Source organism: Streptococcus sp. 22.1 (assembly GCF_016648645.1).
GTDB lineage: Bacteria > Bacillota > Bacilli > Lactobacillales > Streptococcaceae > Streptococcus.
The window spans coordinates 122,338-141,673 of the sequence record NZ_JACLQK010000003.1; the positions used below are offsets into that span (position 1 = coordinate 122,338).

The 19,336-nt window shown below is 39.1% G+C and carries 5 protein-coding genes and 4 pseudogenes; 7 read left to right on the forward strand and 2 right to left on the reverse strand.

Features of this window, described 5'->3' with window-relative positions; translation table 11 throughout:
* Window positions 1–28 precede the first annotated feature (28 nt).
* The 3 genes from H7U04_RS02370 (at window position 29) to H7U04_RS02380 (ending at window position 10,794) form a co-directional block, all read left to right on the forward strand.
* A complete protein-coding gene (locus H7U04_RS02370; protein ID WP_073689290.1) occupies window positions 29–1,051 on the forward strand; it encodes a glycosyltransferase in 1,023 nt (340 codons plus the stop codon).
* Window positions 1,052–1,326: 275 nt separating this feature from the next.
* Window positions 1,327–5,805 (forward strand): glycoside hydrolase family 70 protein, encoded by a 4,479-nt coding sequence (locus H7U04_RS02375; protein WP_110980946.1) that lies wholly within the window; start codon window positions 1,327–1,329, stop codon window positions 5,803–5,805.
* Between the two features lie 414 nt (window positions 5,806–6,219).
* Window positions 6,220–10,794 carry a glycoside hydrolase family 70 protein gene (locus H7U04_RS02380; protein WP_110980945.1) on the forward strand — a complete coding sequence of 1,525 codons (4,575 nt, stop codon included), beginning with the start codon at window positions 6,220–6,222 and terminating at the stop codon, window positions 10,792–10,794.
* 213 nt (window positions 10,795–11,007) lie between these two features.
* Here the strand turns inward: H7U04_RS02380 and H7U04_RS02385 are convergent.
* Window positions 11,008–12,209, reverse strand: a pseudogene (locus tag H7U04_RS02385) (IS110 family transposase).
* A gap of 242 nt (window positions 12,210–12,451) precedes the next feature.
* Here H7U04_RS02385 and H7U04_RS11530 point away from each other — a divergent pair.
* A pseudogene (locus H7U04_RS11530) lies at window positions 12,452–12,517 on the forward strand (DNA-3-methyladenine glycosylase I); the annotation flags it as partial.
* Between the two features lie 81 nt (window positions 12,518–12,598).
* Here H7U04_RS11530 and H7U04_RS02390 read toward each other — a convergent pair.
* The gene (locus tag H7U04_RS02390) at window positions 12,599–12,862 is read right to left on the reverse strand and encodes a SemiSWEET family transporter (RefSeq protein ID WP_037599404.1); all 264 of its coding nucleotides are present in this window, start codon (window positions 12,860–12,862) and stop codon (window positions 12,599–12,601) included.
* A 255-nt stretch (window positions 12,863–13,117) separates the two neighbouring features.
* Between H7U04_RS02390 and H7U04_RS02395 the strand changes: the two are divergent.
* The 3 genes and pseudogenes from H7U04_RS02395 to H7U04_RS02405 all read left to right on the forward strand — a co-directional run.
* Window positions 13,118–14,033, forward strand: a pseudogene (locus tag H7U04_RS02395) (IS256 family transposase); the annotation flags it as partial.
* Window positions 14,034–14,189: 156 nt separating this feature from the next.
* Window positions 14,190–14,328 (forward strand): annotated as a pseudogene (locus H7U04_RS02400) (IS256 family transposase); the annotation flags it as partial.
* Window positions 14,329–14,536: 208 nt separating this feature from the next.
* Window positions 14,537–19,336, forward strand: a complete 4,800-nt coding sequence (locus H7U04_RS02405) for a glycoside hydrolase family 70 protein (protein ID WP_060972383.1) — start codon at window positions 14,537–14,539, stop codon at window positions 19,334–19,336.

Below are 19,336 nucleotides of genomic sequence, written 5' to 3' on the forward strand. Positions count from 1 at the left end.
CATAGGATGAAACAGAAAGGAAGTGCCTATGTATATTATTATTCCAGCTTATGAACCAGACAAACGCCTGATTCAGGTGGTTCAAGATATTACCATAAAACTCCCTAAAGCCCGTATTATTGTTGTTAATGATGGGAGTGGCCCAGGCTATAACGACTATTACGACGAAACGGCTTTTATTGGAGCGACTGTCCTTACCCATCCTATCAATAAAGGAAAAGGAGCTGCTCTCAAAACTGCCTTTGCTCACATTCAAGAAGAAGTAGTCAGTCAGCACCTTTCGGCTCAACCTATTGTCACAGTTGACAGTGACGGTCAACATCTGATTAAAGATATTGTCCGTGTGGCCAAGGCAATCGAGGAAAATCCAAGTCATCTTGTCTTGGGTGCGCGTGCCTTTGTTGGTAAGGTGCCAGCACGTAGCCGCTTTGGAAATAAGGTAACTGCTGGACTTTTCCGTCTAGTAACCGGCCAAAAGGTAACAGATACTCAGACGGGTCTTCGAGGCATGTCCACCGATCTGATTCCATGGCTTCTTAATCTGGATGGCAATCGTTTTGAGTACGAGTTTAATATGTTGCTTGAAGCCAAAAAGTCAGGCCACCAAATCTCTGAAGTCCCTATCGAGACCGTTTATCTGGAGGAAAATAAAAGTTCGCACTTTCGCCCCATTCGTGATTCCATCCGTATTTACAGCCCTTTTTTAAAGTTCTCTGGCACGGCCGTCCTGGCCTCAGTCATTGATGCAACAGCCTTATTTGTGCTCTTTGCCTTGACGAAAAATCTGCTTCTTTCGGTCGTGCTAGCCCGTGTCATTTCGGCTTCCAGCCAGTGTTTGCTGAACGCTAATGTGGTCTTTAATCCGACAAGCTCCCTCTTTAGATCGAGTGTTCGTTACTTTATGTTGGTCCTGGTCCTCCTGGCCTGTAACTATTTCTTACTTAGTAGCTTAGTGGCTCTAGGTCTTGGCCTGGTTCTGGCAAAATTGGTGACAGAAACCTTGCTCTTTTTAGTCAGCTACAGGGTCCAACATAACGTCGTTTTTGCTTAATAGCTGACTTGAAAATCGCTAACTGATAGAATAGAGATAGCTTATTTACCTCTCGATTATTTCTAAAAATTTTCCTAAAAAATAGAAAAAAAAACTACCGTTTTCGACATTCGGTAGTTTTTAATGATTATCGAAATGTTTTTAAATTTACATTATGATTAAAAATTGAAATGACTTGATAAAGACTCGAAATGGCTGAAAAAAATATGCTATAATGAAATTGTTTGAATTATGTAGATTTCATTCAAACTAGGAAAATGAAAAGAGGACCTAAAATGGGAAAAAAGGTACATTATAAGCTTCACAAAGTTAAGAAGCAGTGGGTGACGATTGCCGTCACTTCGGCAGCACTTGCCTCTATCGTAGGTGGTGCTACAGTAGCTAATCAAAAGGTTTCAGCCGATGAAACAACGAAACCAGTTGCCTCTACGACAGCTGAAAGCGATGTTGTCGTTGAAACGCATGAAGTAGCCGCTCCAGCAGCAACTGCTACGACAGATGCGACAGCAGTAACAACTGACAAGGCTGCTGATACTATAACAGTCGAAACTCCTGCGGCAGCAAGCACTGCAGCAGATACAAGTGCTAATACTGCAGTACCAGCAACAACTGATCGTGCAGCAGTAGTAAATGATGCAACAACAGAAGCACCAGCTACAACTGCGACTGCGACAGATACAACGCTTACAGTAGCTGAAAAACCAAAATCTGGTGTTACTGAAAAAGAAGAAACAGCAGCACTCTCTTTGGACAACATCAAACAAGTTGATGGTAAATACTATTATGTCAAAGAAGATGGTTCATACAAAACAAACTTTGCTGTTTCAGTTAATGGCCAGTTGCTTTACTTTGGTAAAGATGGTGCTTTGACAAGCACATCAACACACTCGTTCACACCAGGTACAACTAATCTAGTTGATGCTTTCTCTTCACATAACCGTGCTTACGATTCTAAGAAAGAAAGCTTTGAGTTGGTAGATGGTTATTTGACACCTAATAGCTGGTACCGTCCAGTCACTATTTTGGAAAATGGTGAAAAATGGCGTGTATCAACTGAGAAAGACTTCCGTCCACTTTTGATGGCATGGTGGCCTGATGTAGATACACAAGTTGCCTACCTCAATACTTTCTCTAAACACTTTAACCTTAACGCAACTTATTCAACCAGCCAAAGTCAATCTGAATTGAATGCAGCTGCTAAGACAATTCAAATTAAGATTGAACAAGAAATTTCAGCTAAAAAATCAACTGAATGGCTTCGTCAAGCAATTGAGTCTTTTGTAAAAGAACAAGACCAGTGGAATACTACAACTGAAAACTATACCCTTGCTGACCACCTTCAAGGGGGAGCTCTTCTTTATGTCAATAATGACAAGACCCCTTGGGCAAATTCTGATTACCGTTTGCTTAACCGTACACCAAGTAACCAAGATGGTTCTCTAAATGGTACAGGAAGATACTTGGGTGGTTATGAATTCCTACTTGCCAATGACGTTGATAACTCAAATCCAGTTGTGCAAGCTGAGCAGTTGAACCAAATTCACTATCTTGTGAACTGGGGATCAATTGTTATGGGTGATAAGGATGCTAACTTTGATGGTATCCGTGTTGATGCAGTTGATAATGTTGATGCAGACCTTCTCCAAGTTTATACAAACTACTTCCGAGCAGCCTTTGGTGTGGATAAATCTGAAGCTAATGCACTCGCTCACATTTCTATCCTTGAAGCTTGGGATTTAAATGATAATGCTTATAATCAAAAACATGATGGTGCAGCCCTTGCCATGGACAATAACCTTCGTTATGCAATTATGGGTGCACTTTATGGATCGGGCTCTTCATTGAAAGATTTGATTACTAGCAGTTTGACAGACCGTACAAATAATAGTAAGTATGGAGATACACAAGCTAACTATATCTTTGCGCGTGCTCATGATAACCTTGTTCAAGATATCATTCGTGATATTGTTCAAAAAGAGATCAATCCAAAATCAGATGGTTATACCATGACTGATGCTGAATTGAAACGTGCCTTTGAAATCTATAATGAAGATATGAAGAAGGCAGAAAAACGTTATACTATTAACAATATTCCAGCTGCCTATGCTTTGATTCTTCAAAATATGGAGCAGGTAACTCGTGTTTATTATGGAGATCTTTATACGGATAACGGCCAATATATGGCTACCAAGTCTCCTTACTACGATGCTATCACAACGCTCTTGAAGAACCGTATGAAATATGTTTCAGGTGGACAATCGATGAAAGTCGACACGTTCAATGGAAAAGAAATCTTGTCATCTGTTCGTTACGGTAAAGATATTATGACTGCTGACCAAACTACGGGTGTAGCAGAAACAAGTAAACATTCTGGTATGTTGACCCTTATTGCCAATAATCAGGATTTCTCACTGGGTGATGGTACTTTGAAAGTTAACATGGGTAAACTTCATGCTAACCAAGCCTACCGTCCATTACTTCTTGGTACTGATAAGGGAATTGTCACTTACGAAAATGATGCAGCAGCTGGAAAAATTAAATACACTGATGCTGAAGGGAACTTGACTTTTAGTGGAGATGAAATTAAGGGGTATCGTACTGTTGATATGAGAGGTTATCTTGGTGTATGGGTACCAGTAGGTGCACCTGATAACCAAGATATCCGTGTTAAAGGTTCAGATAAGAAACTTGACAAGACATTTTCTGCTACTGAAGCATTGGACTCACAAGTTATCTATGAAGGTTTCTCAAACTTCCAAGATTTTGTTGAAAAAGATAGCCAATATACTAATAAATTGATTGCAGAAAATGCAGAACTCTTCAAGTCATGGGGAATCACATCATTCGAGATGGCTCCTCAATTTGTATCGGCTGATGACCGTACCTTCCTTGATTCTGTTATCCAAAATGGTTATGCCTTTACTGACCGATATGACCTTGCCATGAGCAAGAATAACAAATACGGTTCTAAAGAAGATCTTCGTGATGCCCTTAAGGCGCTTCACAAGCAAGGTATTCAAGCAATTGCTGACTGGGTTCCAGATCAACTTTACCAATTGCCAGGACAAGAAGTTGTAACAGCAACACGTGCTAATAGTTATGGTACTCCAAAGGCCAATGCCTATATCAATAACACTTTATATGTTGCAAATTCTAAATCATCAGGTAAGGACTTCCAAGCTCAATATGGTGGTGAGTTCCTTGATGAGCTCCAAAAGAAATATCCACAGTTGTTTGAAGATGTGATGATATCAACTGGTAAGAAGATTGATCCATCTGTTAAAATCAAGCAATGGTCTGCTAAGTACATGAATGGTACTAATATCCTTGGTCGTGGTAGTCGTTATGTTCTCAGTAACGATGCTACTGGTCGCTACTATCAAGTTACTGAGAATGGCATCTTCTTGCCAAAACCTTTGACAGATCAAGGTGGTAAGACAGGTTTCTACTATGATGGTAAGGGTATGGCCTACTTTGATAATAGTGGTTTCCAAGCTAAGAATGCTTTCATTAAATATGCTGGAAATTACTATTACTTCGATAAAGAAGGTTATATGTTAACTGGTCGTCAAGATATCGATGGTAAGACTTATTTCTTCTTGCCAAACGGTATCCAGCTTCGTGATTCTATTTATCAGCAAGATGGTAAATATTATTACTTTGGTAGCTTTGGTGAGCAGTACAAAGATGGTTACTTTGTATTCGATGTACCAAAAGAAGGTACTTCAGAAACAGAAGCTAAATTCCGTTATTTCTCACCAACTGGAGAAATGGCAATTGGCTTGACTTATGCTGGTGGAGGATTGCAATACTTTGATGAAAATGGCTTCCAAGCTAAAGGCACTAAGTATGTGACTCCAGACGGAAAACTCTACTTCTTCGATAAAAATTCAGGTAATGCCTACACAAATCGTTGGGCAGAAATCGATGGTATCTGGTATGAATTCAACGATCAAGGCTATGCACAAGCTAAGAAGGGGGAATTCTACACTACAGATGGCTCAACATGGTTCTACCGTGATGCGGCTGGTAAAAATGTGACAGGTGCCCTTACTTTGGATGGTCACGAATACTACTTCCGTGCAAATGGTGCTCAAGTTAAAGGTGATTTTGTTACTGAAAACGGCAAGATTAGCTACTATACTGTAGATAATGGTTACAAGGTTAAAGATAAGTTCTTCGAAGTGAATGGTAAATGGTACCATGCTGATAAGGATGGTAACCTTGTCACAGGTCGCCAAACTATTGACCACCTTAACTATTACTTCAATGCTGATGGTAGCCAAGTTAAATCTGACTTCTTCACACTTGATGGTGGTAAGACATGGTACTACGCCAAAGATAATGGTGAAATCGTGACAGGTGCCTATAGTATCGGCGGTAAAAACTATTACTTCAAAGAAGATGGTAGCCAGGTCAAAGGTGACTTTGTTAAGAATGCGGATGGTTCGCTGTCATATTATGATAAAGATTCAGGTGAGCGTCTTAATAACCGTTTCTTGACAACTGGAAACAATGTTTGGTATTACTTCAAAGATGGTAAGGCTGTAACTGGACGTCAAAACATTGATGGCAAAGAGTATTACTTTGATAACTTGGGACGTCAGGTTAAAGGAAGCCCTATTAGCACAGCAAAAGGAGTGGAGTATTACGAATCAGTTCTTGGAGAACGTGTGACAAATACATGGATTACATTCCAAGATGGTAAGACAGTCTTCTTCGACGAAAATGGTTATGCTGATTTTGATAAATAATCACTCATTCTAATCTTAATATGAGATATTAAGTGAAAAACTATATGATTGTTTAGGTGAAATTTCTTGAAAACGGAAATCGTTTAAGGAAATTTTGCCTTTTTTTGTACCTTAAAGAAAAAATCTGACAAATATCAATTTTAAGTTAGAAACCCTGAAAAAGCTATTGTATCAATCTTTCTAGCGATCTCCTTGAAAAAAGTTTTAGCTATCAAACAATATGAAAATGAGAATTGAAAACCTATGAAATAGGCGTGTTACAAAATATTTCTAATGTTACTGTTATGTTAAAGATATTTTATGAAAAAACAATTAATTCGAGAAATAGTTAGAAAATAATGATATAATGTAATTGTTTGAAATCGGATAGATTTCAGTCTGATTTTGACAAATAAAATCACGGGGAAAATTATAATGGAAAAAAAGGTACACTATAAGCTTCATAAAGTTAAGAAGCAATGGGTTACAATTGCAGTTGCATCTGCAGCGCTCGCTACTGTCGTAGGGGGCTTTTCTGCAACAACATCTTCAGTTTCAGCGGATGAGACACAAGACAAGACTGTAACGCAACCAAATTCAGATACAACAGCAGACTTAGTTTCGTCTACTGAAGTAACTTCAACAGAAGCAACAAAAGAAGTCGCTAAACATACTAATACAAAAGAAGCAGATATTTTAATACCTGCAAAAGAAACAAATGCAGTAGAAGCAGGGGCTACAACTAACGTACAAGCAACAGCTGATGTAGCTACAACAGCAACAACTACTACTGATGTAGCAGTGGCAGCTGTTCCAAATAAAGAAGCAGTTGTAACAACAGATGCACCAGCTGTAACAACTGAAAAAGCAGCAGAACAGCCAGCTACCGTCAAGGCTGAAGTCGTCAATACAGAAGTTAAAGCTCCTCAAGCTGCTTTGAAAGATTCAGAAGTGGAAGCAGCACTTTCTTTGAAAAACATCAAATACACTGATGGTAAATATTACTATGTTAATGAAGATGGTTCACACAAAGAAAACTTTGCCATTACTGTAAATGGTCAATTGCTTTACTTCGGCAAAGATGGCGCCCTTACAAGTTCATCAACACACTCTTTCACACCTGGAACAACAAATATTGTTGATGGTTTCTCAATCAATAACCGTTCCTACGATTCATCTGAAGCAAGTTTTGAATTGATTAATGGTTATTTGACTGCTGATAGCTGGTACCGTCCAGTTTCTATCATCAAAGATGGTGTGACTTGGCAAGCATCAACTGCAGAAGATTTCCGTCCACTTTTGATGGCTTGGTGGCCAAATGTAGATACGCAAGTTAATTACTTGAACTACATGTCTAAAGTCTTCAACTTGGAGGCTAAGTACACAAGCACAGATAAGCAAGCAGACTTAAATCGTGCTGCTAAGGATATCCAAGTTAAGATTGAACAAAAGATTCAGGCTGAAAAATCAACACAATGGTTGCGTGAAACTATCTCTGCCTTTGTTAAGACACAACCACAGTGGAACAAAGAAACTGAAAACTATTCAAAAGGTGGAGGAGAGGATCACCTTCAAGGTGGAGCCCTTCTTTATGTGAATGACTCACGTACACCATGGGCAAATTCTAACTATCGTCTTTTGAACCGTACGGCTACTAACCAGACTGGTACGATTAATAAGTCAGTTCTTGATGAGCAGTCTGACCCAAACCACATGGGTGGCTTCGACTTCTTGCTTGCTAATGACGTAGACTTATCTAACCCAGTTGTTCAAGCGGAACAATTGAACCAAATTCACTACCTTATGAACTGGGGTTCAATTGTTATGGGTGACAAGGATGCTAACTTCGATGGTATCCGTGTCGATGCGGTAGATAATGTCAATGCTGACATGCTTCAACTCTACACAAACTATTTCCGTGAGTACTATGGTGTAAATAAATCTGAGGCGCAAGCTCTTGCTCATATCTCAGTTCTTGAAGCGTGGAGTCTTAACGACAACCATTACAATGACAAGACTGATGGTGCTGCGCTTGCCATGGAAAATAAACAACGTTTGGCCCTCCTTTTCTCATTGGCTAAACCAATTAAGGATCGTACACCAGCTGTAAGTCCTTTGTATAACAATACTTTCAATACGACTCAACGCGATTTTAAGACTGACTGGATTAACAAAGATGGAAGCACTGCCTACAACGAAGACGGTACAGCTAAACAGTCTACAATTGGTAAATACAATGAGAAATACGGAGACGCGTCAGGAAACTACGTCTTTATCCGTGCCCATGATAACAACGTTCAAGATATTATTGCTGAAATCATTAAGAAAGAAATCAATAAAAAATCAGATGGTTTCACTATCTCTGATTCTGAAATGAAGCAAGCATTTGAAATTTACAACAAAGACATGCTCAGCAGCAATAAGAAATATACCTTGAATAACATCCCTGCAGCTTATGCTGTAATGTTGCAGAACATGGAAACGATCACTCGTGTCTACTATGGAGACCTTTATACAGATGACGGTCACTATATGGAAACTAAATCACCATATCACGACACCATCGTTAACTTGATGAAGAACCGTATCAAGTATGTATCTGGTGGACAAGCGCAACGTTCTTACTGGTTGCCAACTGATGGTAAGATGGACAATTCAGATGTTGAACTTTACCGCACAAGTGAAGTCTACACTTCAGTACGTTATGGTAAAGACATCATGACAGCTGACGATACAGAAGGTTCTAAATACAGCCGTACCTCTGGTCAGGTAACTCTTGTAGTGAATAATCCAAAATTGACTTTGCATGAGTCAGCTAAACTTAATGTTGAAATGGGTAAAATCCATGCCAACCAGAAATACCGTGCTTTGATTGTTGGTACAGCTGATGGTATCAAGAACTTTACATCTGATGCAGAGGCAATCGCAGCAGGTTACGTGAAAGAAACAGACAGCAATGGTGTCTTGACTTTCGGCGCTAATGACATCAAGGGTTATGAAACATTTGATATGTCAGGTTTCGTAGCAGTTTGGGTTCCAGTCGGAGCTTCAGATGATCAAGATATCCGTGTAGCACCTTCAACAGAAGCTAAAAAAGAAGGCGAATTGACCCTTAAAGCGACTGAGGCTTATGATTCACAATTGATCTACGAAGGATTCTCAAACTTCCAAACTATCCCGGATGGTTCAGATCCTTCAGTCTATACTAACCGTAAGATTGCTGAAAATGTTGATTTGTTCAAATCATGGGGCGTAACATCATTTGAAATGGCACCACAATTTGTATCTGCCGATGACGGTACCTTCCTTGACTCAGTTATCCAAAATGGTTATGCCTTTGCAGATCGTTATGATCTTGCCATGAGTAAGAACAATAAATATGGTTCTAAAGAAGATCTTCGTGATGCTCTTAAAGCCCTTCACAAAGCGGGTATCCAAGCAATCGCTGACTGGGTTCCAGACCAAATTTACCAATTGCCAGGTAAAGAAGTCGTAACAGCGACTCGTACTGACGGTGCAGGACGTAAGATTGCAGATGCTATCATTGATCACTCACTTTATGTAGCTAACTCTAAGTCATCAGGTAGGGATTACCAAGCTCAATATGGTGGCGAATTCTTAGCTGAACTTAAAGCTAAGTACCCTAAAATGTTCACGGAAAACATGATCTCAACTGGTAAACCAATTGATGATTCTGTTAAATTGAAACAATGGAAGGCTAAATACTTCAACGGAACAAACGTTCTTGACCGCGGTGTTGGCTATGTACTTAGCGATGAAGCAACTGGTAAATATTTCACTGTCACTAAAGAAGGTAACTTCATTCCTCTTCAATTGACAGGAAATGAAAAGGCTGTTACTGGGTTCTCAAATGATGGTAAGGGAATCACTTACTTCGGTACAAGTGGTAATCAAGCTAAATCTGCCTTTGTTACTTTCAATGGAAATACCTATTACTTTGATGCACGTGGTCACATGGTTACAAATGGTGAATACTCACCAAATGGTAAAGATGTTTATCGTTTCTTGCCAAATGGTATCATGTTGAGCAATGCCTTCTATGTTGATGCTAACGGTAATACTTACCTTTATAACTATAAAGGTCAAATGTACAAGGGTGGTTACACTAAATTTGATGTAACTGAAACTGATAAAGATGGTAATGAATCTAAGGTTGTGAAATTCCGTTACTTCACTAATGAAGGTGTCATGGCTAAAGGTCTTACTGTTATCGATGGTTCCACACAATACTTTGGTGAAGATGGTTTCCAAACTAAAGATAAGTTAGCAACCTATAAAGGTAAGACTTATTACTTCGAAGCTCATACTGGTAATGCTATCAAGAACACTTGGAGGAACATCGATGGTAAATGGTACCACTTCGATGAAAATGGTGTTGCCGCTACAGGTGCTCAAGTTATCAATGGTCAAAAACTTTACTTTAATGAAGATGGAAGTCAAGTTAAAGGTGGCGTTGTTAAGAATGCAGATGGTACTTATAGTAAGTACAAAGAAGGTTCTGGAGAATTAGTTACTAACGAATTCTTCACAACTGATGGAAATGTATGGTACTATGCAGGCGCTGACGGTAAGACTGTTACAGGTGCTCAAGTTATCAATGGACAACACCTCTACTTTAAAGAAGATGGAAGCCAAGTTAAAGGTGGCGTTGTTAAGAATGCAGATGGTACCTATAGCAAGTACGATGCTGCAACAGGTGAACGTTTGACTAATGAATTCTTCACAACAGGTGATAACAATTGGTATTATATTGGTTCTAATGGTAAGACAGTAACTGGTGAAGTTAAAATCGGTGCTGATACCTATTACTTCGCTAAAGATGGTAAACAAGTAAAAGGACAAACGGTAACTGCTGGCAATGGTCGTATTAGCTATTACTATGGTGATAGTGGTAAGAAAGCCATCAGCACATGGATAGAAATCCAACCAGGAATCTACGTTTACTTTGATAAGACTGGTATTGCTTACCCACCTAGAGTGTTAAACTAATAGAATAAAATAAAAAGGAGAACTTCGGTTCTCTTTTTCTACCATTTGCCAAGTCTATCAAGGCTTTAAGTAAAAAAAGAGATAAGATAGTGGCTATTCTGAGGTTACTGTCTTATTTTTAACACTTTTTGATCCATAAATGGGCATGCTAAAAAAACACCTCATCTGGTATTTTTTGAAACAAGGTGTTACCATAATACGGCATAGACAGCCTTATCGATTTTGGGTCAAAGAGTAATCGTAAAGTTTGTTATGCGTAATGAGGTAATACATTGTTCGAATGAGACGATGTATAGAGGAAATCGTATGTGGCTTAGTTGAAGCTATTGTCGATTGTCTGTTTCGTTTCTCATAGAAATCTGCGATATGACAAGGATTGGTATGGCTAGCTGAAGCGATATTGCGAATAGATTTGTACAGAATTTTTCTTGCACAAGGATTCCCACGCTTAGTAATATGCTCTTGACCTAGGAAATCTCCCGACTCATAGTGTTTGAGATCAATACCGATAAAAGCGTTGATTTGATTAGCAGACGTAAAGCGACGAATGTCTCCTAATTCGCCAATAACGCTTGTACCCGTTGTCTCTGCGATGCCAGGAATAGAGAGAAGAATCACATATTCAGGTAGAGGTTTAGCTAACTCTATCAACTGTTCTAAAACTTGTTCTCGACGGCTTGTCAACCTTATAAGTTTCTGTGCATTATACTTAACCTCTTCTATTATAGGAGAGGTTTTTGAAATGGCAGAATAAGATTGCTTTACCAGTCCAACTAGCTTCTCAGCCAAGTTACCTACTCTGTTCTCTGAAATGCGTTTAGAGGTTGACTGGCGAATAGTCTCTTTCAACTCAACTTCCGATAATTCCAGCACCTAATGCTTTGTTGGGAAGATGGACACGAGATTCTAATATTGCTCACCTGCAGGAGTAGATAGTAGAATCTCGATTTCTGGGAAGGCGACTTGAAGAACTTTGTGCAGCCTATTCTTCGTCCTTACGATATCCTCTGTCAGATTTTGGTAGAACCGGCTAAGATCATGCAAGTTTTGATAGACTTTTTCTTGAACATAAATTGGCTTACGGTTTAAAACGAATTGTGACGAAGCTAGTTTCCCTGCGTCAATTTTATCGGTTTTCCGGACTCGTAAGCTGTCAAGTTGCTTTTTAGCTTCCAAAGGATTAAGACGTGTATAGTCATAGCTGTTTTCTTCTAGAAAAGCCTGAAGTCGACAAGAGTAGACACCATTAGCTTCGAAAATAATTTCGGGGTTTCTCACGGTCTTTAGTCCTTCAGTAGACGAGAAAATCCGATAATGTCATTAGACATAGTATAGCCATGAACCCTTTCACCATTCACAAGAATAGCGACTTCTGAGCTTGCTTTACTCACATCAATTCCAAAAACTGTCCGCATTATGTTTACCTCTTTGTCTTGAATGATTCCTTATTTTAGTGATTTCATTTTCAATACTCGACGTCTAGCGTCCAACATACTTTGATAAAATTCCATCTAAAACAGGTGTCTTGCCAGTTTTTTTACGGCGTCTAGCGCCAAAAGAAGCCACGACTTCACAAGACACCTCTACTTTAACACAAAGAAAAAGTAGTGAGTACTCACTCCCGTCGGAGATTTCTTCACTACTAATCTTAGTATGTTTTCTACAGGCGGCAGGTCTAGTTGATGACCATGAGAATGATTGTGAATGGAAAAGCGGAAGTTAGTGAGTGCAGCGTTTAATTATCTGAGAATAGAGAAAAAGCTGAGAAACTCATCTCAGCTTTTTATACATACTATTAAATTTGTTAAAGTGAAGTCAAAAAAGTGAGTCCACCCAAAATCACACCAGCTGAGTTTGGAATAATTAGTATCCAATCTTTCTTGGGTTCTTTTGTCCATCCATAAAGAACCCAAATTAAACAAGATACTGCTGCGGATAAAGGCTGGAATGGTTGAGCTTTGTTGCCTTGTAAATTGGCAAAAATTTGTGGGATGTAGGCGATAAATACAATAATCCCGATAAAGGCCCCAATGGAACCGACAATTTGATTTATTTTTTGTTTAGTCATATATACCTCCAATTGTAGAGTATCAAAATGATTGAAAATAGGCAAGGAATATGGTCATTTGTTGTTATTTTCTGTACAAAATAGAATAAAATGTTTATATCTATATTTTGCAGAGGATAGTATACAATATGTTCTGTAAACACAAAAAGGAATAAATCCGTTATAGTAGAGTTGCGAAACATTACTAGAAAGAGATTTATTCCTATGACTCAGTTTAGCACAGAACTACTTAACTTCTTAGCCCAAAAGCAAGATATTGATGAATTTTTCCGTACTTCTCTTGAAACGGCGATGAATGATCCGCTTCAAGCAGAATTGTCAGCCCTTTTAGGGTATGAGCCTTACGATAAAGTAGGCTATAATTCTGGTAATAGTCGTAATGGAAACTTTAGTCCAGCTTTGATCCCCTCTTATGGACGTCGAGATGACCACTTGGAAGAGATGGTTATCAAACTCTATCAAACCAGCGTAACGACTCGAGAAATTAGCGACATCATCGAGCGAATGGATGGTCATCACTATAGTCCTGCCACAATTTCTAATATCTCAAAAACAACTCAGGAGAATGTCTCTGCTTTTCATGAGAGAAGCTTAGAAGCCAATTACTCTGTTTTATTTCTTGATGGAACCTATCTTCCATTAAGACGTGGAGCCGTTAATAAAGAATGTATTCATATCGCACTTGGCATTACACCAGAAGGACAGAAGGTTGTTCTTGGATATGAAATCGCCCCAAATGAAAACAATGATTCATGGTCCACCCTGTTAGATAAGCTTCAAAAACAAGGCATTCAACAGGTTTCTCATGTAGCGACCGATTGCTTCAAGGGGCTTGAGCAGATGATCAGTCAGGCTTACCCATTAGCTAAACAACAACGTTGCTTAATTCATATTAGTCGAAATCTAGCTAGTAAAGTGAAACGAGCAGATAGAGCGGTTATTTTGAAGCAATTTAAAACGATTTATCGTACTGAAAATTTAGAAATAGCAGTCCTAGCTTTGGAGGACTTTATCGCTGAATGGAAACCAAAGTATAGGAAAGTCATGGAAAGTCTGGAGAATACGGATAATCTTTTAACTTTTTATCAGTTTCCCTACCAGATTTGGCACAGCATTTATTCGACAAACCTCATTGAGTCTCTTAACAAAGAAATCAAACGTCAAACGAGGCTGGGACAATAGTCCTAGCCTCTTAATTGTCTTTGGATTGTCGAGCAAGACGCAGTGGTTGAGTGGGCTCTACTACGCTGATTTCATCAGTTTTTACAGCCCTACTCAACTGTGCGGAGGTGTGACGACGAAATCGACTTCTAACGAATTACCGATTTCTGTCCCACTCTCCTAACGAGGAGGCTCTGGAACGTTATTTAGTTACTTTGTTTGAAAATTATAATTTCAAGCAAAGTCAACGTATCCACAAAGGGTTTGGCCAATGTGCTGACACACTTGAAAGCTTATTTGATTAACATTCTTCAACTCTACTTGAGTGTTTACACAAAATTATTGACAGTATCCAATTCGATTACATGACAATTATTTAATCTTTCATTAAGATAGTAAAAAACTCGTTAAAATAAGATTTATCAAGTTTTTTTGGCGCTAAAAAATGATATAATGAATGAGTCTTTAAGGTGTAGATTTTTAGACAAAAAATATATTGGGGAAAAATTGAATATGGAAAATAAAGTACGCTATAAACTGCACAAAGTGAAGAAGCAATGGGTTACTTTAGCGGTTGCTTCAGTAGCCTTGGCTACCATTGTTGGTGCTAGTGTTACCACGTCTTCACTTGTTTCGGCAGAAGAAATAAATAATACTAATGGATCACCTTCAACAACTACAGTCGGGGAAAATACAAATCCTGTGGTTGAAAAAGAGGTAGGCACAACAACAGAGGTGGCAAATACTTCAAATGCCACAACAACAGACCGAGCAGCAGTTACTGCTGATAAACCAGCTGAAACGACAGTTCAACCAAATTCAGGAGCAACTAGTGATAGAGCTGCAGCAGTAGAGGTTGAAGCCAAACCTGAAACGACTGCTAAGCCAGAAGTAGCCGCTAAACCAGAAACAGCTACAACATCTGAAGTAGCTGCAAATGCTGGAGTAGCCGCTCCAACGACTGAGAAGTCTAAAGAGCTTTCTGAAGCTGAAATTAAAGCTGCAGTCTCACTCGATAATATTAAAAAAGAAAAAGATGGTAAATATTACTATCTTTTAGAAGATGGATCACATAAGAAAAACTTTGCCATTACTGTAAATGGTCAGGTCCTTTATTTTGATGAGAATGGTGTCCTTTCAAGCACATCAACTTATTCATTCACACAAGAAACAACAAATCTTGTCACTGATTTTACTAAAAACAATGCTGCTTACGATTCAACAAAAGCAAGCTTTGAACTTGTTGATGGTTATTTGACAGCTGATAGTTGGTACCGTCCAAAAGAAATCCTTGAAGCAGGAACAACTTGGAAAGCGTCAACTGAAAAAGATTTTCGCCCACTTTTGATGTCTTGGTGGCCTGATAAGGATACTCAAGTAGCTTACTTGAACTACATGACTAAGGCTCTTAGCAATGGTGAAGAAACAAAAGATGTCTTTACGATTGAAAATTCTCAAGCTAGCTTGAATGCCGCTGCTCAAATCATTCAACGTAAGATTGAGGTTAAGATTGCTGCTAATAAGTCAACAGACTGGTTGCGTCAGTCAATCGAGGCCTTTGTTAAAGACCAAGATAAATGGGACATTAACTCTGAATCTCCAGGTAAAGAACACTTCCAAAAAGGGGCTCTCCTCTTTGTTAATAGTGATTTAACGAAGTGGGCTAACTCAGACTACCGTAAACTTGACCAAACGGCAACAAGTCGTTTGGCAAACGATAAGATCAAGAGTGGTAGTGATGCTGGTTATGAGTTCTTGCTATCAAGCGATATCGACAACTCAAACCCAATTGTGCAAGCTGAAATGCTTAACCAATTGTATTACTTCATGAACTGGGGACAAATCGTCTTTGGTGACAAGGACAAAGATGCTCACTTTGATGGTATCCGTGTTGATGCTGTGGACAATGTCAGCATCGATATGCTTCAATTAGTGTCTTCATACATGAAGGCTGCTTACAAGGTCAATGAGTCTGAAGCACGTGCCCTTGCTAATATCTCAATTCTTGAAGCTTGGTCTCAAAACGACCCATATTATGTGGACGAACATAATACAGCTGCCCTTTCTATGGATAATGGTCTCCGTTTGTCTATTGTTCATGGATTGACTCGTCCAGTAACTAATAAAGGTACAGGTGCTCGTAATGCATCAATGAAGGACCTTATTAACGGTGGTTATTTCGGTCTTTCAAACCGTGCGGAAGTTACATCATATGATCAACTTGGTTTTGCAACCTATCTCTTTGTTCGTGCACACGACTCAGAAGTTCAAACGGTTATCGCAGACATTATCAGCAAAAAAATTGATCCTACAACAGATGGATTTACTTTTACATTAGATCAATTGAAACAAGCTTTTGACATTTATAATGCTGATATGTTGAAAGTGGATAAGGAATATACGCATTCAAATATTCCTGGAGCTTATGCTTTGATGCTTCAAACAATGGGTGCAGCAACACGTGTTTATTATGGAGACTTGTATACTGATAATGGTCAGTACATGGCTAAGAAATCACCATACTTTGATCAAATCACAACTCTTCTTAAAGCGCGTCCTAAATATGTAGCTGGTGGACAAACATCTTATATCCACAATCTTGCTGGAGATGGCGTATCGTCTGCTAAAGACAATAAAGAAGTTTTGGTTTCTGTCCGTTATGGTCAAGATTTGATGTCTAAGACTGATACAGAAGGTGGAAAATACGGTCGTAATTCTGGTATGTTGACCCTCATTGCTAATAACCCAGATTTGAAATTAGCAGATGGTGAAACAATTACTGTAAATATGGGTGCAGCCCACAAGAACCAAGCCTACCGTCCACTCTTGCTTGGTACGGATAAAGGTATCGTGTCCTCATTGAATGATTCAGATACTAAGATTGTTAAATACACAGATGCACAAGGAAATCTTGTCTTCACAGCTGATGAAATCAAAGGCTTTAAGACTGTTGATATGAGTGGTTACCTTTCAGTTTGGGTACCAGTAGGTGCGACTGACGATCAAAACGTTCTTGCCAAACCATCAACAAAAGCCTACAAAGAAGGGGATAAGGTTTATAGCTCTTCTGCAGCACTTGAAGCACAAGTGATTTACGAAGGTTTCTCAAACTTCCAAGACTTTGTCAAAGAGGATAGTCAATATACTAACAAATTGATTGCAGCTAACGCAGACCTCTTCAAGTCATGGGGTATTACGTCATTTGAGATTGCACCTCAATATGTCTCATCTAAGGATGGCACTTTCCTTGATTCTATTATTGAAAATGGTTATGCCTTCACAGACCGTTACGACTTTGCCATGAGCAAAAATAATAAATATGGTTCAAAAGAAGATCTTCGTGATGCCCTCAAGGCTCTTCACAAACAAGGTATTCAAGTCATTGCTGACTGGGTTCCAGACCAATTGTATACTCTCCCAGGTAAAGAAGTAGTGACAGCTACTCGTACAGATACGCATGGTAAGGTGCTTGATGATACTAGCTTGGTTAATAAGCTCTATGTGACAAATACCAAGTCATCAGGAAATGATTTCCAAGCACAGTATGGTGGGGCCTTCCTCGACAAACTTCAAAAACTTTATCCAGAAATCTTCAAAGAAGTTATGGAAGCGTCAGGTAAGACAATTGATCCATCTGTGAAGATTAAACAATGGGAAGCTAAGTACTTTAACGGTACAAACATCCAAAAACGTGGTTCAGACTACGTTCTCAGCGATGGTAAATTGTACTTCACCGTTAACGATAAAGGTACCTTCCTTCCAGCTGCCTTGACTGGTGATACAAAAGCTAAAACTGGATTTGCTTATGATGGTACAGGGGTAACTTATTATACAACATCTGGTACTCAAGCTAAGAGTCAATTTGTGACATATAATGGCAAACAGTACTACTTTAACGATAAGGGTTACCTTGTAACTGGTGAACAAGCTATCGACGGTTCAAACTATTTCTTCTTGCCAAATGGTGTTATGTTTACTGATGGTGTTATTAAAAATGCCAAAGGTCAATCATTGGTTTATGGTAAGTCAGGTAAATTGACGACTCAAACTGGTTGGAAAGAAGTTACTGTTAAAGATGATAGTGGTAAGGAAGAGAAATTCTACCAATACTTCTTCAAAGGTGGCATCATGGCTACTGGTTTGACTGAAGTAGAAGGTAAGGAAAAATACTTCTATGACAATGGTTACCAAGCTAAAGGCATCTTCATTCCTACAAAAGACGGCCACTTGATGTTCTTCTGTGGCGATTCAGGTGAACGTAAGTACTCAGGCTTCTTTGAACAAGATGGTAACTGGTACTACGCTAATGATAAGGGCTATGTTGCCACTGGATTTACTAAGGTAGGTAAACAAAACCTTTACTTCAATGAAAAAGGTGTTCAAGTTAAGAATCGCTTCTTCCAAGTTGGTGATGCCACTTACTATGCAAATAACGAAGGTGATGTTCTTCGTGGTGCGCAAACCATCAATGGTGACGAGCTCTACTTTGATGAGTCAGGTAAACAAGTTAAAGGTGAGTTTGTGAACAATCCTGATGGTACGACTTCATACTACGATGCCATTACAGGTGTGAAACTTGTGGATACATCACTAGTAGTTAATGGTCAAACCTTTAATATCGATGCTAAGGGTGTTGTGACTAAGGCACATACACCAGGCTTCTATACTACTGGGGACAACAACTGGTTCTATGCAGACTCACATGGACGTAATGTCACAGGTGCTCAGGTCATCAATGGTCAACACCTCTACTTTGATGCAAATGGTCGTCAAGTTAAGGGTGGCTTCGTAACGAACACTGACGGTAGTCGTTCATTCTACCATTGGAATACTGGTGATAAATTGGTATCAACCTTCTTCACTACCGGTCATGATAGATGGTATTATGCTGATGATAAGGGAAATGTCGTTACAGGAGCTCAAGTGATTAACGGTCAAAAACTCTTCTTTGCTACTGATGGTAAACAGGTTAAAGGTGACTTTGCAACAAATGCGAATGGCAGCCGTTCATACTACCATGGAGCTACTGGTAATAAGTTAGTCTCAACCTTCTTCACTACTGGAGACAACAACTGGTACTATGCTGATGCCAAAGGTGAACTTGTTGTTGGCGAACAGACGATCAACGGCCAAAACCTTTACTTTGACCAAACTGGTAAGCAAGTGAAAGGTGCAACAGCTGCGAATCCTGATGGCTCAATCTCTTACTATGATGTTCATACAGGGGAAAAGGCTATTAATCGTTGGGTTAAAATTCCTTCAGGGCAATGGGTATACTTTAACGCTCAAGGAAAAGGCTACGTGTCAAATTAA